Annotated in this window: 18 protein-coding genes; 10 read left to right on the plus strand and 8 right to left on the minus strand. The window is 71.6% G+C overall.

What is annotated here, in order from left to right; all coding sequences use genetic code 11:
- Nucleotides 1-70 precede the first annotated feature (70 nt).
- Together ABIE38_RS07975 and ABIE38_RS07980 are read left to right on the plus strand one after the other, a co-directional pair.
- Entirely contained in the window at nucleotides 71-997 is a 927-nt protein-coding gene (locus ABIE38_RS07975) for an ABC transporter ATP-binding protein (RefSeq protein WP_354055159.1), read from the plus strand.
- The gene (locus ABIE38_RS07980) at nucleotides 994-1,752 is read left to right on the plus strand and encodes an ABC transporter permease (protein WP_354055160.1); all 759 of its coding nucleotides are present in this window, start codon (nucleotides 994-996) and stop codon (nucleotides 1,750-1,752) included. The genes ABIE38_RS07975 and ABIE38_RS07980 overlap by 4 nt, the downstream gene beginning before the upstream one ends.
- Nucleotides 1,753-1,878: 126 nt before the next feature.
- Here the strand turns inward: ABIE38_RS07980 and ABIE38_RS07985 are convergent, their stop codons facing one another.
- Together ABIE38_RS07985 and ABIE38_RS07990 are read right to left on the minus strand one after the other, a co-directional pair.
- A complete protein-coding gene (locus tag ABIE38_RS07985; RefSeq protein ID WP_354055162.1) occupies nucleotides 1,879-2,649 on the minus strand; it encodes an SDR family oxidoreductase in 771 nt (256 codons plus the stop codon).
- Nucleotides 2,650-2,797: 148 nt separating this feature from the next.
- The gene (locus ABIE38_RS07990; protein ID WP_354055164.1) at nucleotides 2,798-3,544 is read right to left on the minus strand and encodes an SAM-dependent methyltransferase; all 747 of its coding nucleotides are present in this window, start codon (nucleotides 3,542-3,544) and stop codon (nucleotides 2,798-2,800) included.
- 238 nt (nucleotides 3,545-3,782) lie between these two features.
- Here ABIE38_RS07990 and ABIE38_RS07995 point away from each other — a divergent pair, with 238 nt between their 5' ends.
- Genes ABIE38_RS07995 through ABIE38_RS08010 form a run of 4 tightly spaced genes read left to right on the plus strand, consistent with a single transcriptional unit; the run spans nucleotide 3,783 to nucleotide 6,948 of the window.
- Entirely contained in the window at nucleotides 3,783-4,421 is a 639-nt protein-coding gene (locus ABIE38_RS07995) for an RNA polymerase sigma factor (protein ID WP_354055165.1), read from the plus strand.
- Nucleotides 4,418-5,074: a methylated-DNA--[protein]-cysteine S-methyltransferase gene (locus ABIE38_RS08000; protein WP_354055167.1), complete on the plus strand. Its 657-nt coding sequence runs from the start codon at nucleotides 4,418-4,420 to the stop codon at nucleotides 5,072-5,074. The genes ABIE38_RS07995 and ABIE38_RS08000 overlap by 4 nt, the downstream gene beginning before the upstream one ends.
- The gene (locus ABIE38_RS08005; protein WP_354055169.1) at nucleotides 5,071-5,742 is read left to right on the plus strand and encodes a LysE family transporter; all 672 of its coding nucleotides are present in this window, start codon (nucleotides 5,071-5,073) and stop codon (nucleotides 5,740-5,742) included. The genes ABIE38_RS08000 and ABIE38_RS08005 overlap by 4 nt, the downstream gene beginning before the upstream one ends.
- 24 nt (nucleotides 5,743-5,766) lie before the next feature.
- Nucleotides 5,767-6,948 carry an MFS transporter gene (locus ABIE38_RS08010; protein ID WP_354055170.1) on the plus strand — a complete coding sequence of 394 codons (1,182 nt, stop codon included), beginning with the start codon at nucleotides 5,767-5,769 and terminating at the stop codon, nucleotides 6,946-6,948.
- A gap of 142 nt (nucleotides 6,949-7,090) precedes the next feature.
- On the opposite strand, the gene ppc is transcribed toward ABIE38_RS08010, so the two are convergent.
- Nucleotides 7,091-10,039 (minus strand): phosphoenolpyruvate carboxylase, encoded by a 2,949-nt coding sequence (gene ppc, locus ABIE38_RS08015; protein WP_354055171.1) that lies wholly within the window; start codon nucleotides 10,037-10,039, stop codon nucleotides 7,091-7,093.
- Nucleotides 10,040-10,202: 163 nt separating this feature from the next.
- On the opposite strand from ppc, the gene ABIE38_RS08020 reads away from it, so the two are divergent.
- Nucleotides 10,203-10,619, plus strand: a complete 417-nt coding sequence (locus tag ABIE38_RS08020; RefSeq protein WP_354055173.1) for a DUF4870 domain-containing protein — start codon at nucleotides 10,203-10,205, stop codon at nucleotides 10,617-10,619.
- Nucleotides 10,620-10,630: 11 nt separating this feature from the next.
- Here the strand turns inward: ABIE38_RS08020 and ABIE38_RS08025 are convergent, their stop codons facing one another.
- A complete protein-coding gene (locus tag ABIE38_RS08025) occupies nucleotides 10,631-12,382 on the minus strand; it encodes an AMP-binding protein (protein ID WP_354055175.1) in 1,752 nt (583 codons plus the stop codon).
- A gap of 121 nt (nucleotides 12,383-12,503) precedes the next feature.
- Between ABIE38_RS08025 and ABIE38_RS08030 the strand changes: the two genes are divergently transcribed.
- Both ABIE38_RS08030 and ABIE38_RS08035 read left to right on the plus strand, forming a co-directional pair.
- Entirely contained in the window at nucleotides 12,504-14,090 is a 1,587-nt protein-coding gene (locus ABIE38_RS08030; protein WP_354055176.1) for an adenylate/guanylate cyclase domain-containing protein, read from the plus strand.
- Nucleotides 14,091-14,214: 124 nt separating this feature from the next.
- On the plus strand, nucleotides 14,215-15,063 hold the full coding sequence (locus tag ABIE38_RS08035) for a tyrosine-protein phosphatase (protein ID WP_354055178.1): 849 nt from the start codon (nucleotides 14,215-14,217) through the stop codon (nucleotides 15,061-15,063).
- On the opposite strand, the gene ABIE38_RS08040 is transcribed toward ABIE38_RS08035, so the two are convergent.
- The gene (locus ABIE38_RS08040; protein WP_354055180.1) at nucleotides 15,047-15,436 is read right to left on the minus strand and encodes a hypothetical protein; all 390 of its coding nucleotides are present in this window, start codon (nucleotides 15,434-15,436) and stop codon (nucleotides 15,047-15,049) included. The genes ABIE38_RS08035 and ABIE38_RS08040 overlap by 17 nt on opposite strands.
- Nucleotides 15,437-15,676: 240 nt before the next feature.
- On the opposite strand from ABIE38_RS08040, the gene ABIE38_RS08045 reads away from it, so the two are divergent.
- Nucleotides 15,677-16,789, plus strand: coding sequence for a DNA gyrase subunit A (locus ABIE38_RS08045; protein ID WP_354055182.1), 1,113 nt, complete (start codon nucleotides 15,677-15,679; stop codon nucleotides 16,787-16,789).
- Here the strand turns inward: ABIE38_RS08045 and ABIE38_RS08050 are convergent.
- Genes ABIE38_RS08050 through ABIE38_RS08060 form a run of 3 tightly spaced genes read right to left on the minus strand, consistent with a single transcriptional unit; the run spans nucleotide 16,782 to nucleotide 23,847 of the window.
- Complete coding sequence (locus ABIE38_RS08050) at nucleotides 16,782-20,213, minus strand: UvrD-helicase domain-containing protein (protein WP_354055184.1); 3,432 nt, start codon at nucleotides 20,211-20,213, stop codon at nucleotides 16,782-16,784. The genes ABIE38_RS08045 and ABIE38_RS08050 overlap by 8 nt on opposite strands.
- On the minus strand, nucleotides 20,210-23,218 hold the full coding sequence (locus tag ABIE38_RS08055; RefSeq protein ID WP_354055186.1) for a PD-(D/E)XK nuclease family protein: 3,009 nt from the start codon (nucleotides 23,216-23,218) through the stop codon (nucleotides 20,210-20,212). The genes ABIE38_RS08050 and ABIE38_RS08055 overlap by 4 nt, the downstream gene beginning before the upstream one ends.
- Before the next feature lie 35 nt (nucleotides 23,219-23,253).
- Nucleotides 23,254-23,847, minus strand: a complete 594-nt coding sequence (locus ABIE38_RS08060) for a TetR/AcrR family transcriptional regulator (RefSeq protein ID WP_354055188.1) — start codon at nucleotides 23,845-23,847, stop codon at nucleotides 23,254-23,256.
- Nucleotides 23,848-23,894 lie beyond the last annotated feature (47 nt).

Raw genomic sequence — 23,894 nt, forward strand, 5'->3', positions numbered from 1 at the left:
CCCTCCTGAGACTGGAGCCGAGTCTACACTGGGGAGTGTAGATCTACACCACACGGTGTAGTGTACGAGCATGCAGACCGCCTCTCAGGCCTCCCTCGAGGCCCATGCGCTCGTCAAGCGCTACGGTGACGTCACCGCCGTGGACCACCTCTCGTTCCAGGTCACCGCCGGAATCGTCACCGGCTTTCTCGGGCCCAATGGCGCCGGCAAGTCCACGACCCTGCGGATGTTCCTCGGCCTGGACAGGCCGACCAGCGGCGCGGCGACCATCAACGGTCACCCGCTGGCAGACCTCCCGCAGCCCATGCGCGTGGTGGGCGCGATGCTCGCGGCCGACACCGTCCACCCGCGTCGTTCCGCCACGGATCACCTCGCCGCGGTCGCGCGCGCCGGTGGCGTTCCGCGACGTCGGGTCGCCGAGGTTCTGGAACTCGTCGGCCTGGCAAACGATGGGCAGCGTCCCGCGGGCGACTACTCGCTCGGGATGAAGCAACGCCTCGGGATCGCCACGGCGCTGATCGGCGACCCCGGCATCCTCATCTTCGACGAACCCCTCAACGGGCTCGATCCCGAGGGCATCCGGTGGGCCCGGTCCCTCATGCGTGATCTCGCGGCCGAGGGGCGAACGCTGTTGTTCTCCAGTCACCTGATGGGCGAGATGGAACTGACCGCAGACCATCTCGTCGTGATCCACCACGGAAAGCTCCTCGCCGATCAGCCATTGTCGGCGTTCATCGCCGACCACACGAGCGAGTGCGTCCGCGCGCGCACACCGAACCGGGACGGGCTGGATGATGCGCTTTCCCGCGACGGGCTCCGCGCAGTCCCTGACCCGGACTGCGCCGACGCGCTGGCCGTCGCCGGCACGACCACCGACCGTGTCGGCCACGTCGCCGCCGTGTCGGGGATAGAGCTCTCCGAGCTCACTGCTGTCCGCGACTCCCTCGAGGACGCCTTCCTGACCATGACCGCCACCGAGCACGAGGCCGCCCGATGATGAATCTCCTCGCCGCCGAGTGGATCAAGACCCGCAGCGTCCGCAGCACCTGGCTGATCGCCCTCGCCACCGTGGTGGTCACCGTCGTGGTCAGCCTCCTCGGCATCAGCGGGCTCATGGCCGACTGGCAGGCGGACCTCCCCGCCGACTTCGACCCCACCGGCAACAGCCTCAAGGGAATCCTCGTCGGCCAGATCCTCATCGCCACCTTGGGCGCACAGGCCATCACCAGCGAGTACTCCACCGGGCAGATCATCACCAGCCTCACCATCGCCCCCCGGCGCGGAGTCTTCCTGACGGCCAAGATCGCCGTCGCCACCCTGGTGGCCCTCGCCACCGCTGTGGTCACCGTGGCATGCAGCTTCGGCGCCGGCCAGGCGGCACTCACCGCCGCCGGGCTGCCGACCGCGAGTCTCTCCACCCCCGACACCATCCGCGCTGTCCTGTGCGCCGTGGCCTATCTCGTCCTGACCGCCATCCTGGGCCTGGCGTTCGGCACCCTCACCCGCAGTTCGACCGGTGCGCTGGCGATCATCGTCACCGTCGCCCTCCTCGTGCCCGCCCTCGCGCCCGGCATGCCCGGCATCCTCGGCGAGATCGCCGGGACCTACTGGCCCACCACCGCCGGACAGAGCTCCTACTCGGTCACCTCGACCGGCCCCCTGACGCCATTGGCCGGGCTCGCCGTGATGGCCGCCTTCACTCTCGTGACCGCGATCGCAGCGCACATCACGCTGAAGACACGTGACGCATGACGACCCGTACCCACGAGGAGCCCTGTCCGCCACCTCCCAGGGGACGGTGGCCTGGGCACCGGACGAGACCGTTCATCCGTCTCGCGGGTACTGAAGAAATGGCGACCGCGTCCCCAGTGTTCGGCCCTACTGGGCCAGGACCTTGTTGACCAGGCGCGTCGCGAAGTTGGGCGAGAACTTGGAGATGTTCGCGAGCACGGTCGTCTGCTCACCGACGCTGTAGGACGTGCGATGAAGGCGGCGGTCAAGGGTCGTCGGGTGGACGGACTGCCAGACCTTGTCCGCGACCTGCTCGGGAGTGATCTTGATGCCGAGCGTCCTGGTCGTCTTGGCCTTGGGGTCCGCGAGAGCGGTTTTGGCCCACAGCGGCCAGATCCCCACCACGCGCACGCCGTGCGGTGCCCACTCGAGCTCCAACGCCTCGGTCAGCCCGGCGACGTAGAACTTGGCGGCGCTGTACGTGGCGATCCCGGGTTGACCGTAGATCGCCGACGCGGACGCGATGTTGACCAGGTGCGACCCCGGCGTGGCCTTGAGGTACGGGAACGCGGCCTTGGCGCCGAGCGTCACGCCCAACACATCGATGTCGATCTGGGCCTTCACCGCGTCAGCCGAGATATCCGACAGGTCACCGGCGACCAGGACGCCCGCGTTGTTGTCCAGGACGTCGAGGGTCCCACCGGTGTGCGAGGTGAACTCCTCCAGTGCCTTCTCCCACTGCTGCATGTCGCGGACGTCGAGCTCTCCCGTGATCCAGTCGGGATGACTCGACTGCACCGCGGCCAGGGCGTCCTTGTCGACGTCGTACACCCCGACAGTCCATCCCTCGCGGCTGAATCGCTCCGCCGTTGCCAGTCCGATCCCGGCCGCCCCGCCCGAGATGAAGATCGATGCCATTCGCTGTCCTCCACACGCAAGTCCGATGCGGCGTGCCGCTCGGAGATATCCGATAGCCGACAGTACCGAGCATTGAACGGGAAAGGGAAAGCTGTATCAGTGTCGATCCGAGGAGACGCGGCTCGCGATCACCGCGTGGGGATGAGTGTCAGCGCTTCATGAGGGCGAACACGCCCCATCCGAGGTACTCACGCGTGAAACGCGCGTAGCGGGCGGGCGCGGTGGCGAGTTCCTCACGCACCTCCGGGGCCAGGTCGTCGTCGGGGTTCCGGTCGAGCCAGAGGCGCAGGTTGAGCCATTGGGCCGCTGTGTACCGGTCCCAGCTGTCCTGGTCGGCGAGCATCATCTCGACGATGTCGTACCCGAGATCGTGAAACGTCCCCATCAGGTCGGGGAGCTCGAGGAAGTCGGCGATGGCGGTGGCCTGGCAGGCGACCGCCGTCTCCTCGTCCGGCGGGGTCCGCCGCCAGTACGGCTCGCCGATCAGCATCACGCCTCCGGGACGCAGGCTGCGATCGAGCAACTCTGTCGTCCCGGCGACACCGCCGCCGATCCAGGTGGCACCGACACATGCGGCCAGATCAACCTGCTCGTCCGCGACATGGCCGGCGGCGTCACCGTGGATGAACTCGACACGGTCGGCGACGCCGAGTTCGGCGGCGCGGGCTCGGGCCTGCTCGGTGAAGACCGTGCTGATGTCCACACCGGTGCCCGTGATCCCGTGATCACGCGCCCAGGTGCCCAACATCTCGCCCGAGCCACTGGCCAGGTCGAGGGCGCGCGTTCCCGGGGCGAGTCGGAGGGCTTCCCCGAGCGCGGCGAGCTTGACCTCGGTCAGTGGATTGTGGATCCGATGGCTGCTCTCGCGGATGGTGAAGATGCGGGGAAGGTCCATGACCGCGACTCGCCTTTCGTGGACAGCCACTCACCAGTGGCGTCGGTGGTCCGACCGTAACACCCGCCGACAGCACCCGCCGAGGGGTCGACGTCGCGTGAAGGCCCTCGTTCTGGCCTCCTACCGGACGGACCTCACGTTTCCGCGGCACCGGGCGACTACCCGCTGGAGCCGGTCGGCGAGGTGGGTGGCCGGGGTGTGTGAACGAGGCGGATGGGACGAGGGGAGGATCTGACACATGAGGGCAGCCTTCGACGGTGCGGTGGTCCGGCACGGGCCGACCGTCCTGCGCGTGTGCCGCGCGGTCCTGGGGTCCGGCCCCGATTCCGACGACGCCTGGTCCGAGACGTTCCTGTCCGCGCTGAGGGCCTGGCCGGACCTCCCGGAGGAGACCAACGTGGAGGCGTGGCTCGTCAGGGTCGCCCACCGCCGCGCGGTGGACGTGGTGCGCCGATCATCGCGGTCTGCGGCCCCGGCGGGAGGAGCGGACGATGTCGCCGAGCTCGGGGAGTGGGCGGCGAGGAGCCGCGGGCGCGACGGAGCCGCGTGGAGGGGCGGCGGTGGGGGCGACGACGAGCTCCGCGGGCACCCGATCTGGGATGCCGTCGCCGCTCTGCCCACCCGGCAGCGGCTCTGTGTGGCCTACCGGTATCTGGGCGGGTTGTCGTACGCCGAGATCGCCGCACTCATCGGGGGCAGCGACTCGGCCGCGAGGCGCGCCGCGGCCGACGGGGTGGCGGCCCTGAGAAAGGCCATGGGGACGACACCGACCATGGAGACGGAATTGACCAGGGAGACGACAACGACCATGGAGACGACAACGACCATGGAGACGACACCGACCATGGAGACGACACTGACGAGGGAGCAGACATGACCGGGGACGACGTCATCGACACACTCCGCGGCGCTCCCGCGGACACGGACCGGCTGCGCGAGCGCCTGGCGTACGAGGCGCAGCGGGAGGGTCTGGTGGACGTGCTGGTCCGGCCCGTCGGCTCGCCGATCGGCGGGCTGCTCCTGGCGGCGACCCCGCGCGGCCTGGCCTACGTGGCGTTCGAGGGCGAACCCCGGGACGAGGTCCTCGAGATGCTCGCGAAGAAGATCGGACCCCGCGTCGTGCACGCGGGCGCACCCGGGGCGCCGACCGGGGCGCCAGACGGGGCCACCGGCGACGCGGACATCGCACGCGTTCTCGACGACGCCACGACCCAGATCGAGGCCTACCTCACCGGGCGTCGCCGGGAGTTCTCCCTGCAGCTGGACACCGTCCTGGCCTCCGGGTTCCGCGGTCTGGTCCAGCGCCGACTGCCCGACGTGAGGTACGGGCACACGGCGACCTATCGGGAGATCGCCACCGCTCTGGACAAGCCCGGGGCGGTCCGCGCGGTGGGCACGGCGTGCGCCACCAACCCGCTTCCCCTGGTGTGGCCGTGCCACCGGATCCTGCGCTCGGACGGCGGACTCGGCGGCTACCGGGGCGGGCTCGAGGTCAAGAAGCGTCTCCTGGCGATGGAGTCCGCTGCGTGACCGGGGGACAGGTCGCCGCGCTCTACGGCATCTGGGTGATCGCGGTGATCTCACCGGGGCCCGACCTCGTCGTCGTCCTCCACCGGTCGCTCGTCGGGCGACGCCACGGTGTCGCCACGGCGGTCGGGGTGGTCAGCGGGATCGCGATCTGGCTCGCCGCGGCCTTCGCCGGACTGGCGGCACTGGTGCGCGTCTACCCGCAGATCATGACGGGGTTGCAGGTGGCGGGCGGACTGCTGCTGGCGAGCCTGGGGGTACTTGGGCTGCGAGGGTGGTGGCGCGCGCGGTCGGGGGCCGGGCTCGCTGACGTGAACCCCACCGGCCCGGCATCACCTGACCCCGACCCGACCGGCCCACCCGACCCGCGCCTGCCCGGAACCGACTTCGCTCGCGGCCTGGCCACCAATCTGGCCAACCCCAAGGCGCTGGTGTTCTTCGGCGCGGTCCTGACGCCGTTCCTCAGCGGCGAGGTCCCGGCGGGGCAGTCGGTGGTGCTGGTGGCGGGGATGATCACCGTGGCGCTGGTGTGGTTCTGCGCGCTCGCCGTGGCGGCGTCGCACCGGCGTGTCAACGAGCGGGTCGGGCGGGTCCTGCCGACGGTGGACGTGGTCGTCAGCGTGCTGTTCGTGGCGGTGGGGGTGGCGTTCGTGATCGAGGCGCTCGCCTGACGATCGGGCGATAGGTTCTGCCACATGACAAGTGCGCCTACCGATCGCGCGTGGCTGCGCGCCGCCCTCGCGGTGTTCGCCGTGGGGTGGGGCGCCAACCAGTTCGCGCCGCTGTTGCTGCTCTACCGCGAGGAGCAGGGCCTCGGACAGACCGAGGTCACCGCGATGTTCAGCGTGTACATCGTCGGGTTGCTGCCGACCCTCCTCGTGGCGGGCCGGTGGTCCGACGCCCACGGTCGACGCGTGCTCATGCGACCGGTCCTCGTCCTGTCCCTGGTCGCCACCGTGCTGATGCTGCTCGGCCCGCAGGACCCGCTGTGGCTCTACCTCGGCCGATTCCTGGCCGGGCTCGCGTCGGGCGCCGCTTTCGGTGCGGGCAGTGCCTGGGTGCGAGAACTTTCCGCGGGCGCCCCACCCGGGACCGGCGCGCGGCGGGCCGCGATGGCCCTGACCGGCGGGTTCGGGCTGGGCGGACTGGTCGGGGGACTGGTGGGCCAGTTCGCTCCCGCGCCCATGCTGTCGCCCTACCTACCCCACCTGGTGCTCGGGACGATCGCCCTTGTGGCGGCCTGGAACGCCGCCGACCCCTATCGCCCGCACGGGGGTGCCGACCCGGCCGGGCTCGTCCCCGCGAGCGCGGGCACCCGCAGGTTCCTCCTGGGGGTCGCCCCCTGGGCGCCGTTGGTGTTCGGCTGCGCCAGCATGTCGTTCGCGGTGCTCGCGGACCTTCTGGGCGGAGACGCCGGGGGCCTGCCGACCGCGTACGCCGGGGTGATGGTGGGCGTCACGCTCGGGGCCGGGGTGCTGGTCCAGCCCACCGTGCGCCGGCTTGCCGCCTCCTCCCCGCCGTCCCGACCCCCGGTCATCGGCCTGACCGCCGCCGCGCTGGGCATGTCCGCCGGTGCGGTCCTGGCGGCGTCCCCGGACCTGCCCGGCCGGGCGTTGTGGCTCCTGCCCGTCGCGGTCCTGCTGGGCGCGGGGTACGCGACCCTGCTGGTGGCCGGGCTCGTCGAGGTGGAGTTCCAGTCCGGTCCCCGTGACCACGCCGGGCTCGTGGCCGTGTTCTACGTACTGGCCTACCTCGGGATGGGGACGCCGTACGTGCTCGCGGTGCTCTCCCGTCTCGGCGGCCCGGTGCCGTGGATCGCGGCCCTGGCGGTGGTGTGCGTGCTGCTCATCCCGCTCGCGCAGCGGCAACTGCGGTAGCCGGCCCGGCCGGCCTCGCCCGGTCCCGGCCGGCCTCGCCCGGTCCCGGCCGTCCTCGCCGGGCCCCGGCCCCGCATCGAAAAGTGCGTTCCGCGCATCCGCACTCGGGAAACGCGTTCGGAACGCTCTTCTCGACGGGGGATCAGCCCGAGTTCCGCAGAGCGGTGGCCAGGCCGTTCATCGTCAGCTGGATGCCCGTACGGATGTCCGGGTCCCGGTCGCCCGCGCGGTAGCGCCGCAGCAACTCCACCTGCAGCACGTTGAGCGGCTCGAGGTACGGGAACCGGTTGCGGACGGAGCGGGCGAGCGCCGGGTTGTCGTCCAACAATGTCTCCTGCCCGGTCACGGCCAGCAGCATCTCTCGGGTGAGGTCGAACTCGTCGGAGATCACCCCGTGGATCCTCCTGCCCACCTCGGCGTCCGGGACCAGCTCGGCGTAGCGCGCGGCCAGGCCCATGTCGGCCTTGGCCATGACCTGCGCCATGTTGGACAGCGTGGTGCGCAGGAACGGCCAGTCCCGGTAGAGGCGTCGCAGCGTGGCCAACCGCTCCTCGGCGTTCGTGCCCCCGGCGGCGGCGCTGTTACCGGCGGCGGCGCTGTCACCGTCGCCGGCATTCGCGTGACCGGCATCGGCGTGACCGTCGGTCGCATCCGCGTCGGTCGCAGTCCCGCCGTCCTCGATCCAGCGCTTGAGGGCGCTTCCCACGCCGAACCAGCCGGGAAGCATGACGCGGGACTGCGACCACGACAGCACCCACGGGATCGCACGCAGGTCGTCGACCGTGGAGGTCTGCTTGCGGGAGGTGGGGCGGGAGCCGATGTTGAGCTCGCCGATCTCGCTGAGCGGCGTGGAGGTGGTGAAGTACTCGATGAAGCCCGGATCCTCGTGCACCAGTTCGGCGTAGGCCTCGCGGCCGAGCCGGGCGAGCGCGGCCATCACCGCGTAGGCCTGCTCGGCGTCGTCACCCAGGCCCTCGACGTCGAGCAGCGAGACCTCGAGCGTGGCCGCCACCAGTGCCTCGAGATTGCGGCGTGCGCGGACCGGCTCCGAGTACTTGGCGGAGATGATCTCGCCCTGTTCGGTGATCCGCAACGCGCCCTGCACCGCGCCCGGTGGCTGCGCGAGGATCGCGTCGTAGGAGTTGCCGCCGCCCCGTCCCACCGCGCCGCCGCGGCCGTGGAAGAAGCGCAGGTGCACACCCGCACGCGCGGCCGCGTCGACGAGCGCGAGCTCGGCCTCGTAGAGCGACCAGTTGGCGGCGAGGTACCCGCCGTCCTTGTTGGAGTCCGAGTAGCCCAGCATGATCTCGAGCACGTCCTCCTGGGACCGCACCAGAGCGCGGAACTGGGGGAGTGCCAGGGCCGCGTCGAGCATCCGGGCCCCGCCGGCGAGGTCGTCGATGGTCTCGAGCAACGGGATGAGGCGCACGGTGGACCGGGGTTCGTCCGGGCTGCCGGAGAACAGTCCGACCTCCTTGAGGAGAACGGCGGGTTCGAGCAGGTCGGACACCGAGCCACACATCGACACGATGTAGTGCGGCACCACGTCGGGTCCGAGTCCGGCGACCGCCTCCGCGGCGGCGCGCAGCACGCCCATCTCCTTGTCCGCGAACTCCGAGAGCTCCGCCCGGACGCCCAGCAGCGGCCGGTCGTGGGAGAGTTCGCCGAGCAGAAGCTCGACGCGGGCGTCCTCGTCGAGCGCGGCGTAGTCCTCGGACACCCCGGCGAGCGCGAACAGCTCGGTGAGCAGGTCCTCGTGCGACTCCGAGTTCTGGCGCATGTCCAGGGACTGAAGGTGGAACCCGAACGAGTTCAGCGCCCACCGCAGGTCCCGCAGTCGCGGCGCGCGCAGCAGGTCGGAGCCCACCGCGGAGAGCCCGGCGTCGATCGTCTCGAGGTCCTTCGCCATCTCCTCCGGGCCGGCGTACGGGGGGTCGTCGTCCAGTCCGATGAGTCGCCCTGCGGACAGCAGCACCGAGCGGGGCAGCGACGACCCGGTCGCGCGGGCCCGCGCGGCGAGTCGACGACGGACCACCCGGACCGCCTGGCGGAACGGCACGTCCTCCCGCGCCGGGCTCCCCTCGACCTCTGTGTCCGTGAGCGAGTCGGCCAACGCCGCTATGCCGGGGTCGACCTCCACGATCCGGGCCGACATCGACAATTCACGCTCGAGGAGGCGCAACTGCTCGGCGTAGTGGCCGTGGAGCAACTCGGCCGCCCGGTCGGTGGCGAACTGCACCACGTCACCGGTGACGTACGGGTTGCCGTCGCGGTCACCACCGATCCACGAACCGGGCCGCACGACCGCGCGGCCCCCGCACCCGAGGCGCTCGTCGATCTGGGCGTTGAGCGGAGGGATGACCTCGAGCAGGGTGGCCTCGTAATACTGGAGCCCGGCCATCACCTCGTCCTCGATGTGCGGACGCTCGTTGCGGATGAGGGCGGTCTGCCACAGCGCGAGGACGAGCCTGCGCAGCTCGAGCTCGAGCTCGGCGAGTTCCGCCTCCGTCACGGGGTCCTGCTCCACCGCCCGCAGGCCGTCGCGACGGCCCATGAGGACGTGCACCCGACGGGTGGCCTCGAACACCATCCGGCGCCGGGTCTCCGTGGGGTGTGCGGTGAGGACCGGGGACACGCGGGCGGTCGCCCGCACGGCTGCCAGTCGCTCGTCGCCGTCCCCCTCCAACAGGTCCGCCAGCCGGGTCCAGGTGACCTCCAGGTCCCCGTCGGGGGGAGCCTCGCCGGCAGCCCGGTGCATCCGCCTGCGGCGCTCCTGGTGCAGGTCCTCCGCCACGTTGGCCAGCAGCGCGAACAGGGAGAACGCACGGATGACCGGAATGGCGTCGGCGGCGCTGATGTCCTTGAACAGGGCCGACACCTCGTCCCTGTCGGCCTCCGAGCGCCGGACCGCGAACGCTGTCCGGCGGGCCGTCTCGACGAGATCGAACACCCGGTCCCCGGCGTGCTCCCGGATCGTCTCGCCGAGCAGGGAACCGAGGAACCGGACGTCGTCCCGCAGCGGGGCCACCGCCCGGGCGAGGGGATCGGCTCCCGAGTCGGTCGCGGGGTGATCCTGTGGGGTGTCTGCCATGGCCGCCAGGGTAGGCGGAGCATGTGACAGGCGGGTGAAACGTGGGATCGCGGGGCACCGGGACACCCGGGCTGCCGGCCGGCCGTGAATCCCGGCCGCGGAACAGGACGACACGGGGGACATCCCTGATGTCCCGCGGCCCTGCGAGGCGCACACTGGAGGCATGACACAGCAGCCCGGATCCCCGCAGTACGGCGACCCCCGGTTCGGAGACCAGCCCGTGGCCGGGCCCGACGACCGCACCCCCGCCGCCCTCGCGCACGCGTCCAGCCTCATCGCCATGGCGCTGTCCGCCGGGTGGCTCTCGTTCCTCGGGCCACTCGTGATGTGGCTGATCTACAAGGACCGCAGTCCATTCGTCCGGCAGGCCGCCGCGGGGTCCTTCAACTTCAACGTCGGCCTGTGGATCATGAGCATCGTCGGGTGGATCTTCATCATCACCGTGATCGGCATCCCGATCGGGCTGGTGCTGTTGGCTGTCTCCTTCGTCCTCCAGATCGTCGGCCACCTGATCGGTACGGTGCGGGCCACCCGCGGCCGGACCATCAACTACCCGTTCCAGCTGCGCATCCTGAGCTGACGCCTCGCCGCTCACACCCCGGTCGGCTGCCGACCGTGGAGACGGTACTGCTCGAGCACCGAGTCGCGGACCTCGCTCGTCAGCGGCTGGAACTCGTCGTCGCCGTCCCCTCCCACCAACGCGGCGCCGCCACGGACGTACACCTCACCGGGCTCGGTCCACGACTGCCGGCGCAGGTCGGGCTTGGCGATCTTGCGGGTCGCGGTGACCGGCATCGTCTCCATGATCCGCACGAAGCGCGGTGACCACTTGGTCCCCATGTCGGGTCGGGTCCGGCAGAACTCGGAGAACGCGGCCGGGTCGAACGCCACGCCCGGCTCGAGTTGGATGGCCGCCATGACCTGGTCGCCCGTGCGAGGATCCGGCACTGGGTAGACGGCCACCACCAGGACGCCGGGGAAGCGGTCGAGGATCCGCTCGACCGGGCCGGCGGAGAAGTTCTCGCTGTCCACGCGGATCTTGTCCCCGGAGCGGCCGGCGAAGTAGAAGAACCCGTCGGCGTCCCGGTAGCCGAGGTCGCCGGAGTGGTAGACCTCGCCGATGTTGCGCTCGGCGGTGGCCTCCGGGTTGCGGTAGTACCCCTCGAACATGGCGGCGCCGGTGAGGTTGCAGATCTCCCCGATCGCCTCGCGTGCGTTGGCCAGGCCCCCGTCGGCGTCGAACTCGGCACGCGGGCACTCGCGACCGTCCTCGTCGAGGATCACGACGTCCATGTAGGCGCCCGCGACGCCGAGGGCGTCCGGCGGGGTGTCGGAGGTACGGCCGATCACGACCCCGCCCTCGCTGGAGCCGTAGGACTCGCCCGGTTCGACGCCGAAGCGGCGGGCGAACTCGGCGCGGTCGTGGCTCGAGGCCTCGGTCCCGAAGACGGTGCGCAGGCGGGTCTGCTTCTCCTCCGGTCGTTCGGGCTGGGCGAGGATGTAGGACAGCGATCGGCCCACGTAGTTGACGTAGGTGGCGCCGTATCGCAGCACGTCGGGCAGGAATCCCGAGGCGGAGAACCTCCGACGCATCGCGAACGTGCATCCGACGAACGCGGCGGGGGCGAACGCGGCGAACATCGCGTTGCCGTGGAACATCGGCATCGCGCTGTAGGCGACGTCGTCCCTCACCAGGTTGCGGTAGTTGATCGTGCCGAGCATCGCGAGCCGACCGGTCGAGCACATGACCGCCTTGGGTGCCCCGGTGGAGCCCGAGGTGAACAGCAGCGCGAGCAGGGTGTGGGGGTCACGGGCGGCGTCGTGGAGTCGGGGCTCCGCCCCGGCATGTGCGGCCAGCAGGTCCTGCCACCCGGCCGAGTCCACCTCGTGCACGGCCACGACTCCTCCCGTCTCGTCGGCCAGGGCGAGGCCGTCGAGCAACCCGGCGCCGTGGGCGTCGGTGACGATCACCTCGCAGTCCACCCCGCGGATGTCCGAGGCCAGCTCGGCTCCCCGGCGAGTGGGGTTGATGCCGATGATCGTCACACCCGCCATGGACGCCCCGGACAGGAGGAACAGGTACTCGGGGACGTTCTCCAGCAGGATGCCGACGTGCAGGTGGCGGAAGCGCGCGGGTCGGCCCGCGTACGCGTCGGCGTGCGCGACGGACCAGTCGGCCAGGATCGCGGCGCGGACCGCGCTCTCCGCCACGAATTCCCGCCACGTCCAGCTCGAGTCCTCGAAGAGGAGACCGGGATGGTCGTCGGTAGAGCGCTCGAGGAGGATGTCGCCGAAGGTCTCGTGTCGCATCTCGTGGCCGGGGTTGAACCGAGGCGTGGTCATGGAGTTAAGTTAGCGCATTAGATGTGATCCATCTGGCGATGCGGAGTGCGATTCCCGGCGCGTGCGGACGACACTCGCGCGACGATGGACACCCATCCCCCGCCCGGCAGGACTCCTTCCCGTGACCTCCCCCTCCCCGCCCGCCTCCCGACCACCGTGGGGTACCCGCATGCTCGGGCTCGAGCGGGAGGAACCCCCGCGACGGAAGCAGCGGGTCCAGCGGGTGCTCACCCGGATGCTCGTGGTCACGCACGGGCTCGGGGTGGTGGGAGTCTGGATCGTGATCGGTCTGCTGCTGCCACTCGAGCAGGTCGTCTCCGGACGGTTCAGCCCGGCGGCCCTGGTGGTGACCCCGGTGACCGCCCTCGTCGGGATCACCCTCGGGTCGTGGTGGCTGCTGAGGGTGGTGACCGACTGGATGAGGTGGGCCGAGGAGAGTCGGCCGCCGACCGCCGCCGAGCAGGCGCGGTGCCTGTCGGCGCCGCTGGGGATCACCCTGCGGACCGGGGCACTCTGGGCGGCGGGCGGGACGGTCGTCGCGGTGGCGTTCGCGCTGGAGGACGTGCAGGCCCTGTGGGTCGTCGCGGGCGCGATCGTGGTGATCGGGTCCCTGAGCTGTGGAACGGCGTACATCGTCGCCGAGATCGCGCTGCGGCCCCTCGCCGCGCTCGCTCTGGAGGCCGGGCCGACACTGCACTCCCCGGTCATCGGCGTGCGTGGACGGTTGCAGGCTTTCTGGGTGGTGAGCTCCGGGCTGCCCCTCATCGGACTCGTGCTGCTCAGCGCCTATGCCGCGGCGAACAACCAGTTCCCCGTCTCACGGCTCGTGACCATTGTCGGGATCCTCGGCCTCGGGGCCCTGGCGGCCGGGTTCGCCGCGACCTGGCTGCTCGTGTCCGCCCTGCTCGCCCCGGTGTATTCCGTCCGCTGGGCCATGGAGGACCTCGCCGGCGGGGACCTCGACGCGCGCGTGGAGGTGTTCGACGGGACCGAGCTCGGCCAGTTGCAGCGGGGCTTCAACCGGATGGCGGAGATGATCCGCGAGCGTCAGCGTCTGCGCGAGCTGTTCGTCCGCCACGTGGGCAGTCAGGTCGCGAAGGCCGCCGAGATCCAGGAACCCCATCTCGGCGGCGACACCACGTACGTCGGCGTGCTGTTCGTCGACCTCATCGGCTCCACCCGGCTGGCCTCCACGCGCCCCGCCAGGGAGGTCGTCGAGACCCTCAACGCCTTCTTCGAGGTGGTCGTGGACCGCGTCGAGTCCCACGGCGGCCTGCTCGACAAGTTCCAGGGCGACGCGGCGCTGGCCGTGTTCGGGGCTCCCGCGCCCATCGCCGACCCGGCGACGGCGGTCCTCGCCTCGGCGCGGGACCTGGCCCGGGCGCTGCCCGAGCTGGTCCCCGACTGCCAGGCCGGCATCGGGGTCTCCTACGGGGAGGTGGTGGCCGGGTACGTCGGGTCCGCGACCCGGTTCGAGTACACGGTGATCGGGGACGCGGTCAACGAGGCCGCGCGGCTGTGCGAGATGGCCAAGGAGCACCCCACCCGGATGCTGGCCTCCGAGGCCACGCTCCGGGCGGCCGCGGATCCCGAGGCCGAGCACTGGACCACGGGCGGGACGGTCGAGCTCAGGGGCCGGTCCACCCCGACCACGCTGGCCTGGCCGGCCGCGTCCCCACCGGGGAACGTCGAACCGGGACCCGGGTGACGGGCGTACGGCGTAGAGGTGAGATGCGGTTCCGCGGAGGCCGCCTCGCACCGGTAACCCCGATCCGGTAGGAACGGAGGGGCGGTGCGTCATCCGGGCGCGCGGGAGCCGAAGGGGACGCGGAATGGGCGCAGACGCGCGCGTGACCACCGGGGGCGACGCCGAGGTCGTCGCGGAGGCGGGGGCCGCGGTCGGCGCATCCGGACCGGCGTCCGGTGACGTCCGACTGACGAGCGTGCACAACTTCCGTGACGTCGCGGGCCCGGGCTACGCGCTCCATCCGACCGGGAGCATGGCCCGCGGTCTGGTCTACCGATCCACCACGCTGTCCGTGGGTGAGGATGACCTCGGGGTACTCGAGCGGCTCGGGGTGAGCACCATCGTGGACCTGCGGACCGGCGACGAGATCACCAGGCAGCCCGATGTGATCCCCGCCGGTGCCGACTACCTGGCCATCGACGTCCTCGCCGGGAACACCTCCGCCGCCGCCTTCACCGGGGTCGGGACGTTCAGCGTGGAGGACGCCCGACGCGAGACGGCGGTCATGTACGAGCGGTTCGTCCTCGGCGACGAGGAGCGGACCGGTTTCGGTCGCGCGGTCAGCGCCGTGGCGCGGTCGACGGGTCCGGCGATCGTGCACTGCACGGCCGGTAAAGACCGGACGGGCTGGACCTCCGCGGTGCTCCAGCTGCTCGCCGGCGTGCGGGAAGAGGACGTGATCGCCGACTACATGCTGACCCGCGAGCTGTCCGTCGACTTCGTCGACGCCATCCGGGCGTACGTCCGGGCGGAGATGCCCGAGCGTCTCGACGCGATCGACGTGCTCATCGGGGTCGAGGAGAGCAACATCCGCCGTTCGCTGACCGCGTTGGACAACGAGTTCGGCGACATCCGTCGATACCTCGTGGACGGCGCCGGGGTGGAGGAGGACCTGGTGGAGGAGTTGGGGGCCCGGCTCAGAACAGGACGATGACGGCGCCGAGCACACCGCCGAAGGCGATCGCCTCGAGGATCACCGCGATGGTGCGGCCCACCTCGGACCGGGCCACGGAGTGGACCCTGGGGCCGGCCATGGTCAACGCGAAGACCAGTACGAGGACCGCCACCCCGACCAGGGTGTCGGCGAGCCGCTCCGCGACGCCGTAGACCGCCCCGAGGCCGATCATCCCCCCTGTCGCCGCGGCCGAGACAGTGGTCAACGGCGCCGGGAACACCGCGGCCGGGGTCGCCTCGCGATCCACCGGTGCGTCTCGGCCGGGGTCGGCCTGCGCAGGGGCGACCTCCGCGGGAGGAACCGGGGTGGAGCGGCTCCGGCCCCCGTCCTCCAGCATCAGTTGTCCGTTCATGCCCAGGACCCTACGTCCCGTTTCCCAAGGAATTCCCTACCGACCCTGAGGAACTGCTGGAAAATCGGAAAGTGCTGGTCAGCGAGCCTTAGACGGCGGAGAGATCGGTCACAATGCACCGGGATCGTCCCGACCGGGGCTGTGTGGCTGCATGACCACGGGTGGGTCGGCGGGCGTAGGATTCGGGACGGATCCGGTGGGGGCCGGGTCTGTTCTGTTGCGGGAAAGATGGGGGCTGGCATGGGTTCTACGGGTGCGGTCGGGGGCTGGTTCGAGCCCGGGGACGACGCCGGGAGGGCGTGGGACGAGGCCGAGGCGGTACTCCTGGCGTGCGAGGACCTGGACGCCGTGATGGAGACGATCCGGCAGGCGGACTCCCCTGTCGAGGCGCGACGCGCCCTCAAGCTGGGATTCGGGTTCTCGGGTAGGCAGGCCGCGCTGCTCCTCACCCTTCCGGTGCTGTCGTTCACGCGGTCCGAGCGTGACCGGATGCGCGACAGCCGACGTGCACGGCTGGACCTCTTCGCCGATGTCACCGGGGCGATTCCGGCGGTTCAGGACTCCGGGGCTGCGCCCGGCTCCGACTCCGACCCCGGGGCCGAGCCGACTGCGGCGCGGGCGCAGTGGGGCGCCGAGTTCGACGGAGTCCTCGACGGGATCCGACGAGCGATGGACGGTGAGCAGGGCCGGGGACCGACCGCTCCGCCGATGATCACCGAGGACCCGGGCCCCTCCGACCAGGTGGCCCGTCGATCACGCTCTGGTCGTGACGACGAGGCCGCGGTCGTGCTCGACGAGCAGGTCGGGGAGCTCTGCGACGCGATCGCGACCCTCCTGCAGGTGGAGAGCGTCCCCGGTGCATGGCTGGATGATCCCCGCGCGTCCGACAGCCGGACCGGGGCCCTCCTCGACAGCTGCGGTGTCGACGATTCGGTGGGGATCCGGACCCTGCTGTGGCATCTGCGCAGGACGGGCCTGGATTCGGTCGAGGGTCTGTTGCCGTTCGCCGAACCCCTCGGCGCCACCGAGGGTTTCGAGGTCCAGGCGAAGAGGTTCGAGCACGCGATGGCGGTCGGCGGACTCGGTTCGGACCCGGGGTCCGGGGGAGCCTGGACCGGCCGCCTGTGGCCGATCGCGGAGCGCCGCGGGTACGGGTACGCGGTGTCCTATCGGAACGGGCCGGACGCCGGGTCCATCTGGGCGTACGGCGGGGAGGAACCGCTCCACCGGGTGTGGGATTCGGTCGTCGATCTGCTGATCGAGCTGTACCAGGCGTTGACCACCGGCGAACCCTGCGACGCCGCGGTCGCGGCCGCGACGACCGGCCGGGTGGTGTGGACGAACCTCAGCTGAGGTCCCGTCCGACGACGGTGGCCCGGCTGCCACGGCAGAACACGAGCTCGACGCGCGAGACCGGCCGGCCGGTTGTCGTGCCCAGCAGTTCGGCGTACGCGCACAACTGGAGCAGGTACTCGTCGACCGTCCCGGTGGTGACCGCCACGTCGGTCTTGTAGTCGATGACGGACAGCGACCCGTCGGGTTCGTCCACGACCAGGTCGACCACCCCGTCCACCGCCACCGGCGTGCCGTCGGCCGTGGCCAGAGTGCCCGCGACCGGCAACTCCGCCCAGTGGGGGCGGGCGGCCGCCCGCCTGACGGGTTCCGAGGTGAGGGCCGTGCGGGCGACGGCGACCATCTCCTCGATGGCCTCGGGAGTCCGGGTGCCGTGGAACCCGCCGCCGAGTCCGAGCGCGGTGAGTTGGGCGGCGGCCCACCGCTCCCATTCCCGGGTGGCGGCGGACGGGTCCGTGGCGTGCGTGGAGTCGGTGGCGAGTTCGGAGAGATCGGTGTGTTCGGCGAGGTGATGGACCGCGGTGCCGACGTCGGGGCCGGCGGCCAGTGGGACGTTCCGCGGTGCGGGCGGCAATTCCTCCTCACGCGCGGGTGCGGGCGCGAACCGGTCCCGCAGGGCGGCGGCCAGCTGCTCGGGCAGTGAGAGGGCGGGCCCGCCCGGGGAGGGATGGGCGATGCGGGTCGCCGACCACCCGGCCCGCTCCGCGGAACGGGCGGAGACCGCGCGGCTGCGCTCGCTCCAGTCGCGCCTGTCAGGAAGGTCGACCGGGGGCGCGGTGGCTGGCTCGAGCAGTCCCTCGCCGTAGGGGACGAGCTCCGGCGCGTCGGGTTCCTCCATCACCGAGCCGAAGAGCGATCCCCAGAGCTTCTTGGGCTTCGGGTTCTTCTCCTTTGTCAGGACATATCCGTGACCGGAGACGGCGAGCCGGCTCTCGGCCCGCGTGGTGGCCACGTACAGGAGCCGGATCCGCTCCGCCAGGGAGTGCGCGGCCTCTCGCTCTGCGGCCCGCGCGAATCCGGGATCGCGGACCTGCGTGGAGAAGGAGGCGACGGGGCGCGGCGGATCGTCGTCCGTCCACAGGAGCCTGTCGCGGTCGCCGGGCCAGCCGCGACTCATCCCGGCCAGGACGACCATGGGGTACTCGAGACCCTTGGCGGCGTGGATGGTGGTGATCCGTACCGCGTCGACACCGATCTCGGGGATCGCCGCCTCGGGGACGCGGGCGTCCTCTGCGGTGAGGGCCAGCGCCCAGTCCGCGTATTCGCGCAGGTCGGCGCGGGCGGGGTCGGCGGCGGACTCCTCCCACTGCCAGGCGTGCTCGATGACGAAGCGGATGCGCCGCCACAGGTCGCGGCGGCGGGGAGACTCGGCCACCGACTCGAAGACCATGCGGTCGTGGACGAGCTTCTCCAGGATCTCGCCCGGCCGGCGGCATCGCCGGGACAGGTCGGAGAGGTAGTCGATCCCCGCGGCGACGGGGGAGTCCTCGAGGTGGTCGGGAGCCGGCGCACCGGGGGCCCACGGTCCACCGGCGGCGCGCCAACGGAGCAGGTCGTCGTCGCCGCAGCCGAACAGCGGGGAACGGAGTGCACCGACGAGCGAGGCCTCGTCGGCGCTGTTGGCCACGGCCCGCACGGCGAGGAGGAGGTCGCGGATCTCCGGCGTGCCGTAGACGATCGACGAGGCCTCGGTCCGGAAGTCGATCCCGGCGTGGTCGAGGCATTTCTCGATCATGGGCAGAGAGCCCCGGGAGGGCACCAGGATCGCGATGTCCCCGAGGCGGAGCGGGGTGTGACCGCCGTCCTTGGACTCGTGTGTCCACTGCTCGCGGACGGCGGTCGCGATCACCCGGGCCACATCGGACGCCTCGGTCCAGTGGCGTTTCTGGCCGTCGGTCGCGTCCGGTGGACAGTGGTCGGGCAGCTCGGGGACGTCCTCGGTGCGGAACACGAACGGGCGGGGGCCGTGCGCGGGGTCGTTCGGAGGCCGGTCGGGGCCGGGTTCCAGTTCCCGGTAGTCGGGCTGCACTCCCTCCGCGGCGATCAGTACTTCCGAGAACACCTCGTTGACCCAGTCGAGCACCGCCCGCGAACACCGGAAGTTGGTGCTCAGGCGTTCGACCTCGACCCCGTCCCCGCGCTGCGCTCGCAGGTAGGTGGAGATGTCGGCCCGCCGGAATCGGTAGACGGACTGCTTGGGGTCACCGACGGTGAAAAGCCTGCCGGTCTCTGACGCCGATACCGGCCCGGTGCCGTCTGCCTGGTCCTCGGCGGTGAGGAGAGTGGCGAGGTCGAGCTGGATGGGGTCGGTGTCCTGGAACTCGTCGATGAGGATCCGTGTGTACCGGGCCCTGACCCGGTCCCGGACCGCCCGGTCCTGCAGCAACTCGCGGGCGAGGACGAGCTGGTCGTGGAACTGCAACGTGCCGTGTCTGCGCCGGTCGTCGGCATGTCGGCGGATCACCGGGATGAGAGCGTCCAGGACGATCGCGATGCGTGGGCGCCAGTGGGCGGACAGGACCTCGGTGCAGATCGAGGGGAGTCGTTTGATCTCCTCCTTGATCTCCTTGACGGTGTCGGCGCCTCCCCAGTTGGACCCCTTCCCTCCGTTGCCGGGGCCCAGGGGCTTGGCGAGGAGTTCGACCCAGGTCGGTGAGGCCGTCCGATCCGTGGCTGCCGCCTGCAGGTCCGTCAGCCACGACTCGTGTGTCGCGAGGGTCTGGTAGAGCTTGTCCGTCTCGTCCACGCAGGACTCGCGCCACCCGGTGATCGACCCGATCGCGGCGACGATCTCGGCGAGATCGGGAGAGTCGGGCAGCTCGGAGTCGGGAGACCCCCCGGAGCGGAGAGGGCCGCTCGGGAGCCGGTCCCAGTCGCGGTGCAACGCCTCGACCATCTCGCGGAAGGCGGGAGTGCCGACGCCGGCGTCGAGCAGGTCGTCGACGGCCCGGGCCAGGACGCCGGAGCGCGAACCGTCCCGGTCGCCGCCGAACAGGACGGTCGCGCATTCCTGCCACATGGCGTCCACGGCCGTGGCCTCGGCGGTGTCCTGCTGGGCGGTCCCCCTCGGGGGGATCCCGGCCTCGAGCGGATTCTCCGAGAGCAGGCGCAGGGCGAACGAGTGCAGGGTCCCGATCGCGGCGGTGTCGAGCCCGGCGAGCGCGTCGTCCGCGCGGTGGTCTCCGGCGTCCCGTCGGTCCACCAGGTGGACGCGCAGCCGGTCACGTAACTCGGCGGCCGCCTTCTCGGTGAAGGTGATCGCGGCGATCCGGTCCACGGGCACACCGTCGGTGAGCAGGAGGGTGCTGAGCCGGCCGACCAGGGCGTGGGTCTTACCCGTGCCGGCCCCGGCCTCGACGAACAGTGTGGCGGAGGTGTCACGCTCGACCCGGTCCCGGGCGGGCTGGTCGTGGAGAACGCTCATGAGGCCGACTCCGATCCGGTCTCGGCGGCGTCGCCTGCGACGATGCCGACGAACGCGGGGTGGGACGCCAGCGGCTCCCGCCCGGACAGCCGCTCCCACGTGCGGTCCAGGTCCGTTCCCCCGAGCAGGTCCGCCAGGTCCCGGGAGGAGCCGCGTCCGCCCTTGAGGGGGAACCATCCCCGTTGGATGGCGTCGACCAGGTTCCCGACGTCCGAGCGGACCCGGTCCATGACGGTGTCCGAGACGGCGAGGGAGATCTGTTCGAACTCGCCGCGCTCGGTGCAGTACCAGTAGCGGACCTCGCTCACCGGCACGTCCTGTGCGGTGGCGGCGGCCGCGGCGTAGAGGGGGAGCTGGAACCGGGTGCCGGACACGGTGGGGTCCTCCTCGGTCGGGCGTTGCTCCGATCCGGGGGGCTTCCCGGTCTTGTAGTCGGTAACGCGTTGGGTGCCGCCCCGGATGTCGAGGCGGTCGATCGATCCGGCGAGGAGCAGGGTTTCCGGTCCGCGGGAGGTGGTCACCTCGAACGGGATCTCGACCGTCTGTTCCCCGGGGACCTGGCGACCGAATCCGAGTTCGGTGGCGGTGGGCCGCCAACCCGCATCGGCATCGGCGCTGTCCTCCTCGAACCATCGGCCGAGCTCGGCCGCCAGGAGCATCTGCCGCCGGCGCCACAGCGGGGCGAGCAACCCGGGGGCCCCGGTGACGGCCTTCTCGCACTCATCCCGGAGCGCGCGCATGAGCAGGTCCCGGTCCGGACCGGCCCCCAGCTCGAGTCGGGCGGACACGTATCGCTGCAGGATCGCGTGGACCAGGTCGCCGTAGTCGCGCAGGTCCATCTCGATGTCCGCCGCCGGATCGTCGAGTACACGGACGCGGAGGACGGTGCCCAGGAAGAACAGGTAGGGACTCTGGGCCCAGTCCTCCAGGCGGGTGGGTGAGACCGGCGTGTCGAGCACCTCCACCAGGTCGTTCACCGAGGACACGTCCCCGGTGAACCGTGAGAAGACCCCGAGCCTCCGGTCCCGGCGCATCTCGTGGGCCCGGAGGAGCGGCTCCGGCGCCCCCGGTCCCGCCCTCCACCCGCCGGCCGCGAGTTCGCGGAGGCGCAGCTCGGTGGTGGTGGCCGGATCGGGGCCCAGGAGAGGTGGCGGGGAGAGTACGCCGTCGACGAAGGAGGGGACCGCGGTGACGGTGGGGCACCCCGCGAGGGCCTCCTGCCACCTGGTGGCGTGGACCCGCCCGCCGGCGAGGCGCGACAGCGTGGGCAGGAGCCACCGCGACGGGATGCGGTGTCCGCCACCCCGCATCGAACCGCGGGGGAACGAGCACAGGCGTCGGGCCGAGCCCGCCGACAGTGCCAGTTGGAGCACCCGGTACCGCTCGTCGAGCAGCTCGGAAGCCGCGGGCTCGACCGCTCCCTCGGGCAGGAGCGGATCGGGTCGGTGGACGACGGGCAGCAGGCCCTCGGCCATGCCCACCACGCACACCGTGTCGAGATCCCGGCCGACCGCGTCGTCGATCGGGCCCAGGCTCACACCCGCTCCCTCCTCGCCGACCCGGTCGGTGACGGAGTCCAGTCGCGTGGTCACGGCGCCGACGATCCGCTCGCGGGTGATCGCGGGAGAGATGGTGTCGAGGTCGGCGAGTGAACCCACGGCGGCCTGCACGGCCGCCCGGTCGAGGCTCTGCCGGAAGAGGGAGGTGAGCATGGAGTCCACCGTCGCGGCGACCTCGGACCAGGTCCGGGCGGACTCGAGGGCCCCCAGGGCGGACCGGACGTGATCGACGAGGCGCAGCAGGGCCGCGGCTGCCGCCCGGTCGGAGTCGGTGAACTCCACACCGGTGGGCCCGGACCCGGCGTCGGGCCGGGGCCCGGACGGATCCGGCCGGTCCCCGAGGTGGTCGGCCAGGCGGGCCCAGTCACCCGCGCCGATCACGGGGAAGCGCGTGCGGGTGAGCAACTCCAGGCGGCGCGAGGAGACCGGGGCCCCACGGTCGTCCAGGAGCGTCACGGCCCCCTCGGCCACGATCGAGAGCAGTTCGGCCCGAGGCATGAGGTCCGGGTCGATCCCGAGCAACCGGGTGAGGGACCGACCGGCGGGCGTGCGGCCGAGATCGGTGACGGAGGGCGCGTTGACGACGATCTCCGCCTCGTCGAACGCGCGGAGCAACAGGCGGAGGTAGGGGTCCGCCGACGGGTAGTAGACGCCGATCCGGTGGCCGGGGATCCCGGCCGCGAGTCGTGAGCGGACGAATCGGACGACCGCGCGGATCTCGTCATCGGAGTCCGACGCGTGCAGCACGTGGGTGCCCGTGACGGCACCCGGTCCGTCCGGCTCCGTCGCGGAGGCCAGGTGGTCGGCACCCGTCCCGGGGACCGGCGTGACCCCGCGCGCGTCCAACGCGGCGCGCAGGCGGCGTTCGGCCTCCGTCCCCCTCAGAGGAGCCGCGAGGACGATCCGGCCGAGTCCGTCCAACCTCCCCAGCGCGTCCGACACCGCCTCGAACTGCGTGTAGTAGGCGCTTCCCGTCATCGAGCGTGCCTGTTCCGCCAACCTCAGGACCTCGGTGTGCAGCGGGGTCACCGGCGTCACCGACCCCGCCTCGACGGTGCCCAACCGCAGGCAGGCCTGGGCCACCGCGTGGCCGGTGGCCGGTTCTGAGGCCACCGAGCGCAGGTCACCGGGGTCGGAGTCCAGGGCCTTCTCGACCGCGGCCTCCAGCAGGGGGAACGGCAGCGCGGCGCGGGGAGCCAGGGCCGGCGCGGACAGGTCGGTCACCACCTGTGCGGCCGTCCGCACGGCGACGCCCGCCGCGCCCCCGGACAGCGCCAGCGCGCGGACGAGGTCCCGCGCGGCGCCGAACGACGCGACGATGACGGTGATGCGACCGAGGGCGTCGAGCGCGCGGAGGCGACGGATCTCGGCGACGACGGTGGACCCGGGTAGGTCGCTGCCCGAGGGGTGGAGGTCGAGGTCGAGCGAGGCCTGGGTTCCGGTCACACCGTCATGGTGCCCCACGGATACGACACGACGACTCAACCGATGCCGACCACGCGCGTCGCGGCCGCCGCCCACCGCGCGGCGTCGATGACGACCCCCGGGTGGTCCTGCCGGTGCGGGATCACCGACTCGACCACCCGGAAGGGCAGGTCCAGATACGGATCACCGGGATCGAGGTCGGGGCGACACCGGGCGACGAGCTGCCGGTATATCCCCCTCAGTTCCGAGCGTGCGGCCCGGAAGCCCTCGAAGTCCTCCCCGGCCAGCTCCGGGAGCACGTACAGCATCCCGATGTTCCAGCGCGAGGCCAGCAGCCCCTCGACGTCGATCGTCGCCAGTCCCAGGAGGATCTCCCCCGGGTCCCGGCTCCTGTCGTGGAGCCCGCGGGCGGTCTCGAGGGTCGGCCGCACCGTCGTGTCGAGGAGGGACACGAGGATCGCGGCCTTGGTGGGGAAGTGCGTGTAGAGCGAGGCCTGGCGGATCCCCACGGCATCGGCGATGGCCCGCGTCGAGGTGGCCGTGTACCCGCGGGTGGTGAACAACTCCGCCGCCGCGTCGAGGATCTCGTCCGCCGGGGTGGCCCCGGGACGCCGCCGGCCCACGAGGCGGGGTCGTCCGGGTGAGGACACGGTGCTCCCTTCGGGTGGTGGCCCGCGATGCGGGTCGTGCCGGGTGG

Source organism: Dietzia sp. 2505, assembly GCF_040546785.1.
In the GTDB taxonomy this organism is placed as follows: domain Bacteria; phylum Actinomycetota; class Actinomycetes; order Mycobacteriales; family Mycobacteriaceae; genus Dietzia.

Bases quoted from the DNA above. Each gene is read 5' to 3' on its own strand.
- ABIE38_RS07975 (WP_354055159.1), top strand. From the start codon at position 71: ATGCAGACCGCCTCTCAGGCCTCCCTCGAGGCCCATGCGCTCGTCAAG.
- ABIE38_RS07980 (WP_354055160.1), top strand. From the start codon at position 994: ATGATGAATCTCCTCGCCGCCGAGTGGATCAAGACCCGCAGCGTCCGC.
- ABIE38_RS07985 (WP_354055162.1), bottom strand. From the start codon at position 2,649: ATGGCATCGATCTTCATCTCGGGCGGGGCGGCCGGGATCGGACTGGCA.
- ABIE38_RS07990 (WP_354055164.1), bottom strand. From the start codon at position 3,544: ATGGACCTTCCCCGCATCTTCACCATCCGCGAGAGCAGCCATCGGATC.
- ABIE38_RS07995 (WP_354055165.1), top strand. From the start codon at position 3,783: ATGAGGGCAGCCTTCGACGGTGCGGTGGTCCGGCACGGGCCGACCGTC.
- ABIE38_RS08000 (WP_354055167.1), top strand. From the start codon at position 4,418: ATGACCGGGGACGACGTCATCGACACACTCCGCGGCGCTCCCGCGGAC.
- ABIE38_RS08010 (WP_354055170.1), top strand. From the start codon at position 5,767: ATGACAAGTGCGCCTACCGATCGCGCGTGGCTGCGCGCCGCCCTCGCG.
- ppc (WP_354055171.1), bottom strand. From the start codon at position 10,039: ATGGCAGACACCCCACAGGATCACCCCGCGACCGACTCGGGAGCCGAT.
- ABIE38_RS08020 (WP_354055173.1), top strand. From the start codon at position 10,203: ATGACACAGCAGCCCGGATCCCCGCAGTACGGCGACCCCCGGTTCGGA.
- ABIE38_RS08025 (WP_354055175.1), bottom strand. From the start codon at position 12,382: ATGACCACGCCTCGGTTCAACCCCGGCCACGAGATGCGACACGAGACC.
- ABIE38_RS08035 (WP_354055178.1), top strand. From the start codon at position 14,215: ATGGGCGCAGACGCGCGCGTGACCACCGGGGGCGACGCCGAGGTCGTC.
- ABIE38_RS08040 (WP_354055180.1), bottom strand. From the start codon at position 15,436: ATGAACGGACAACTGATGCTGGAGGACGGGGGCCGGAGCCGCTCCACC.
- ABIE38_RS08045 (WP_354055182.1), top strand. From the start codon at position 15,677: ATGGGTTCTACGGGTGCGGTCGGGGGCTGGTTCGAGCCCGGGGACGAC.
- ABIE38_RS08050 (WP_354055184.1), bottom strand. From the start codon at position 20,213: ATGAGCGTTCTCCACGACCAGCCCGCCCGGGACCGGGTCGAGCGTGAC.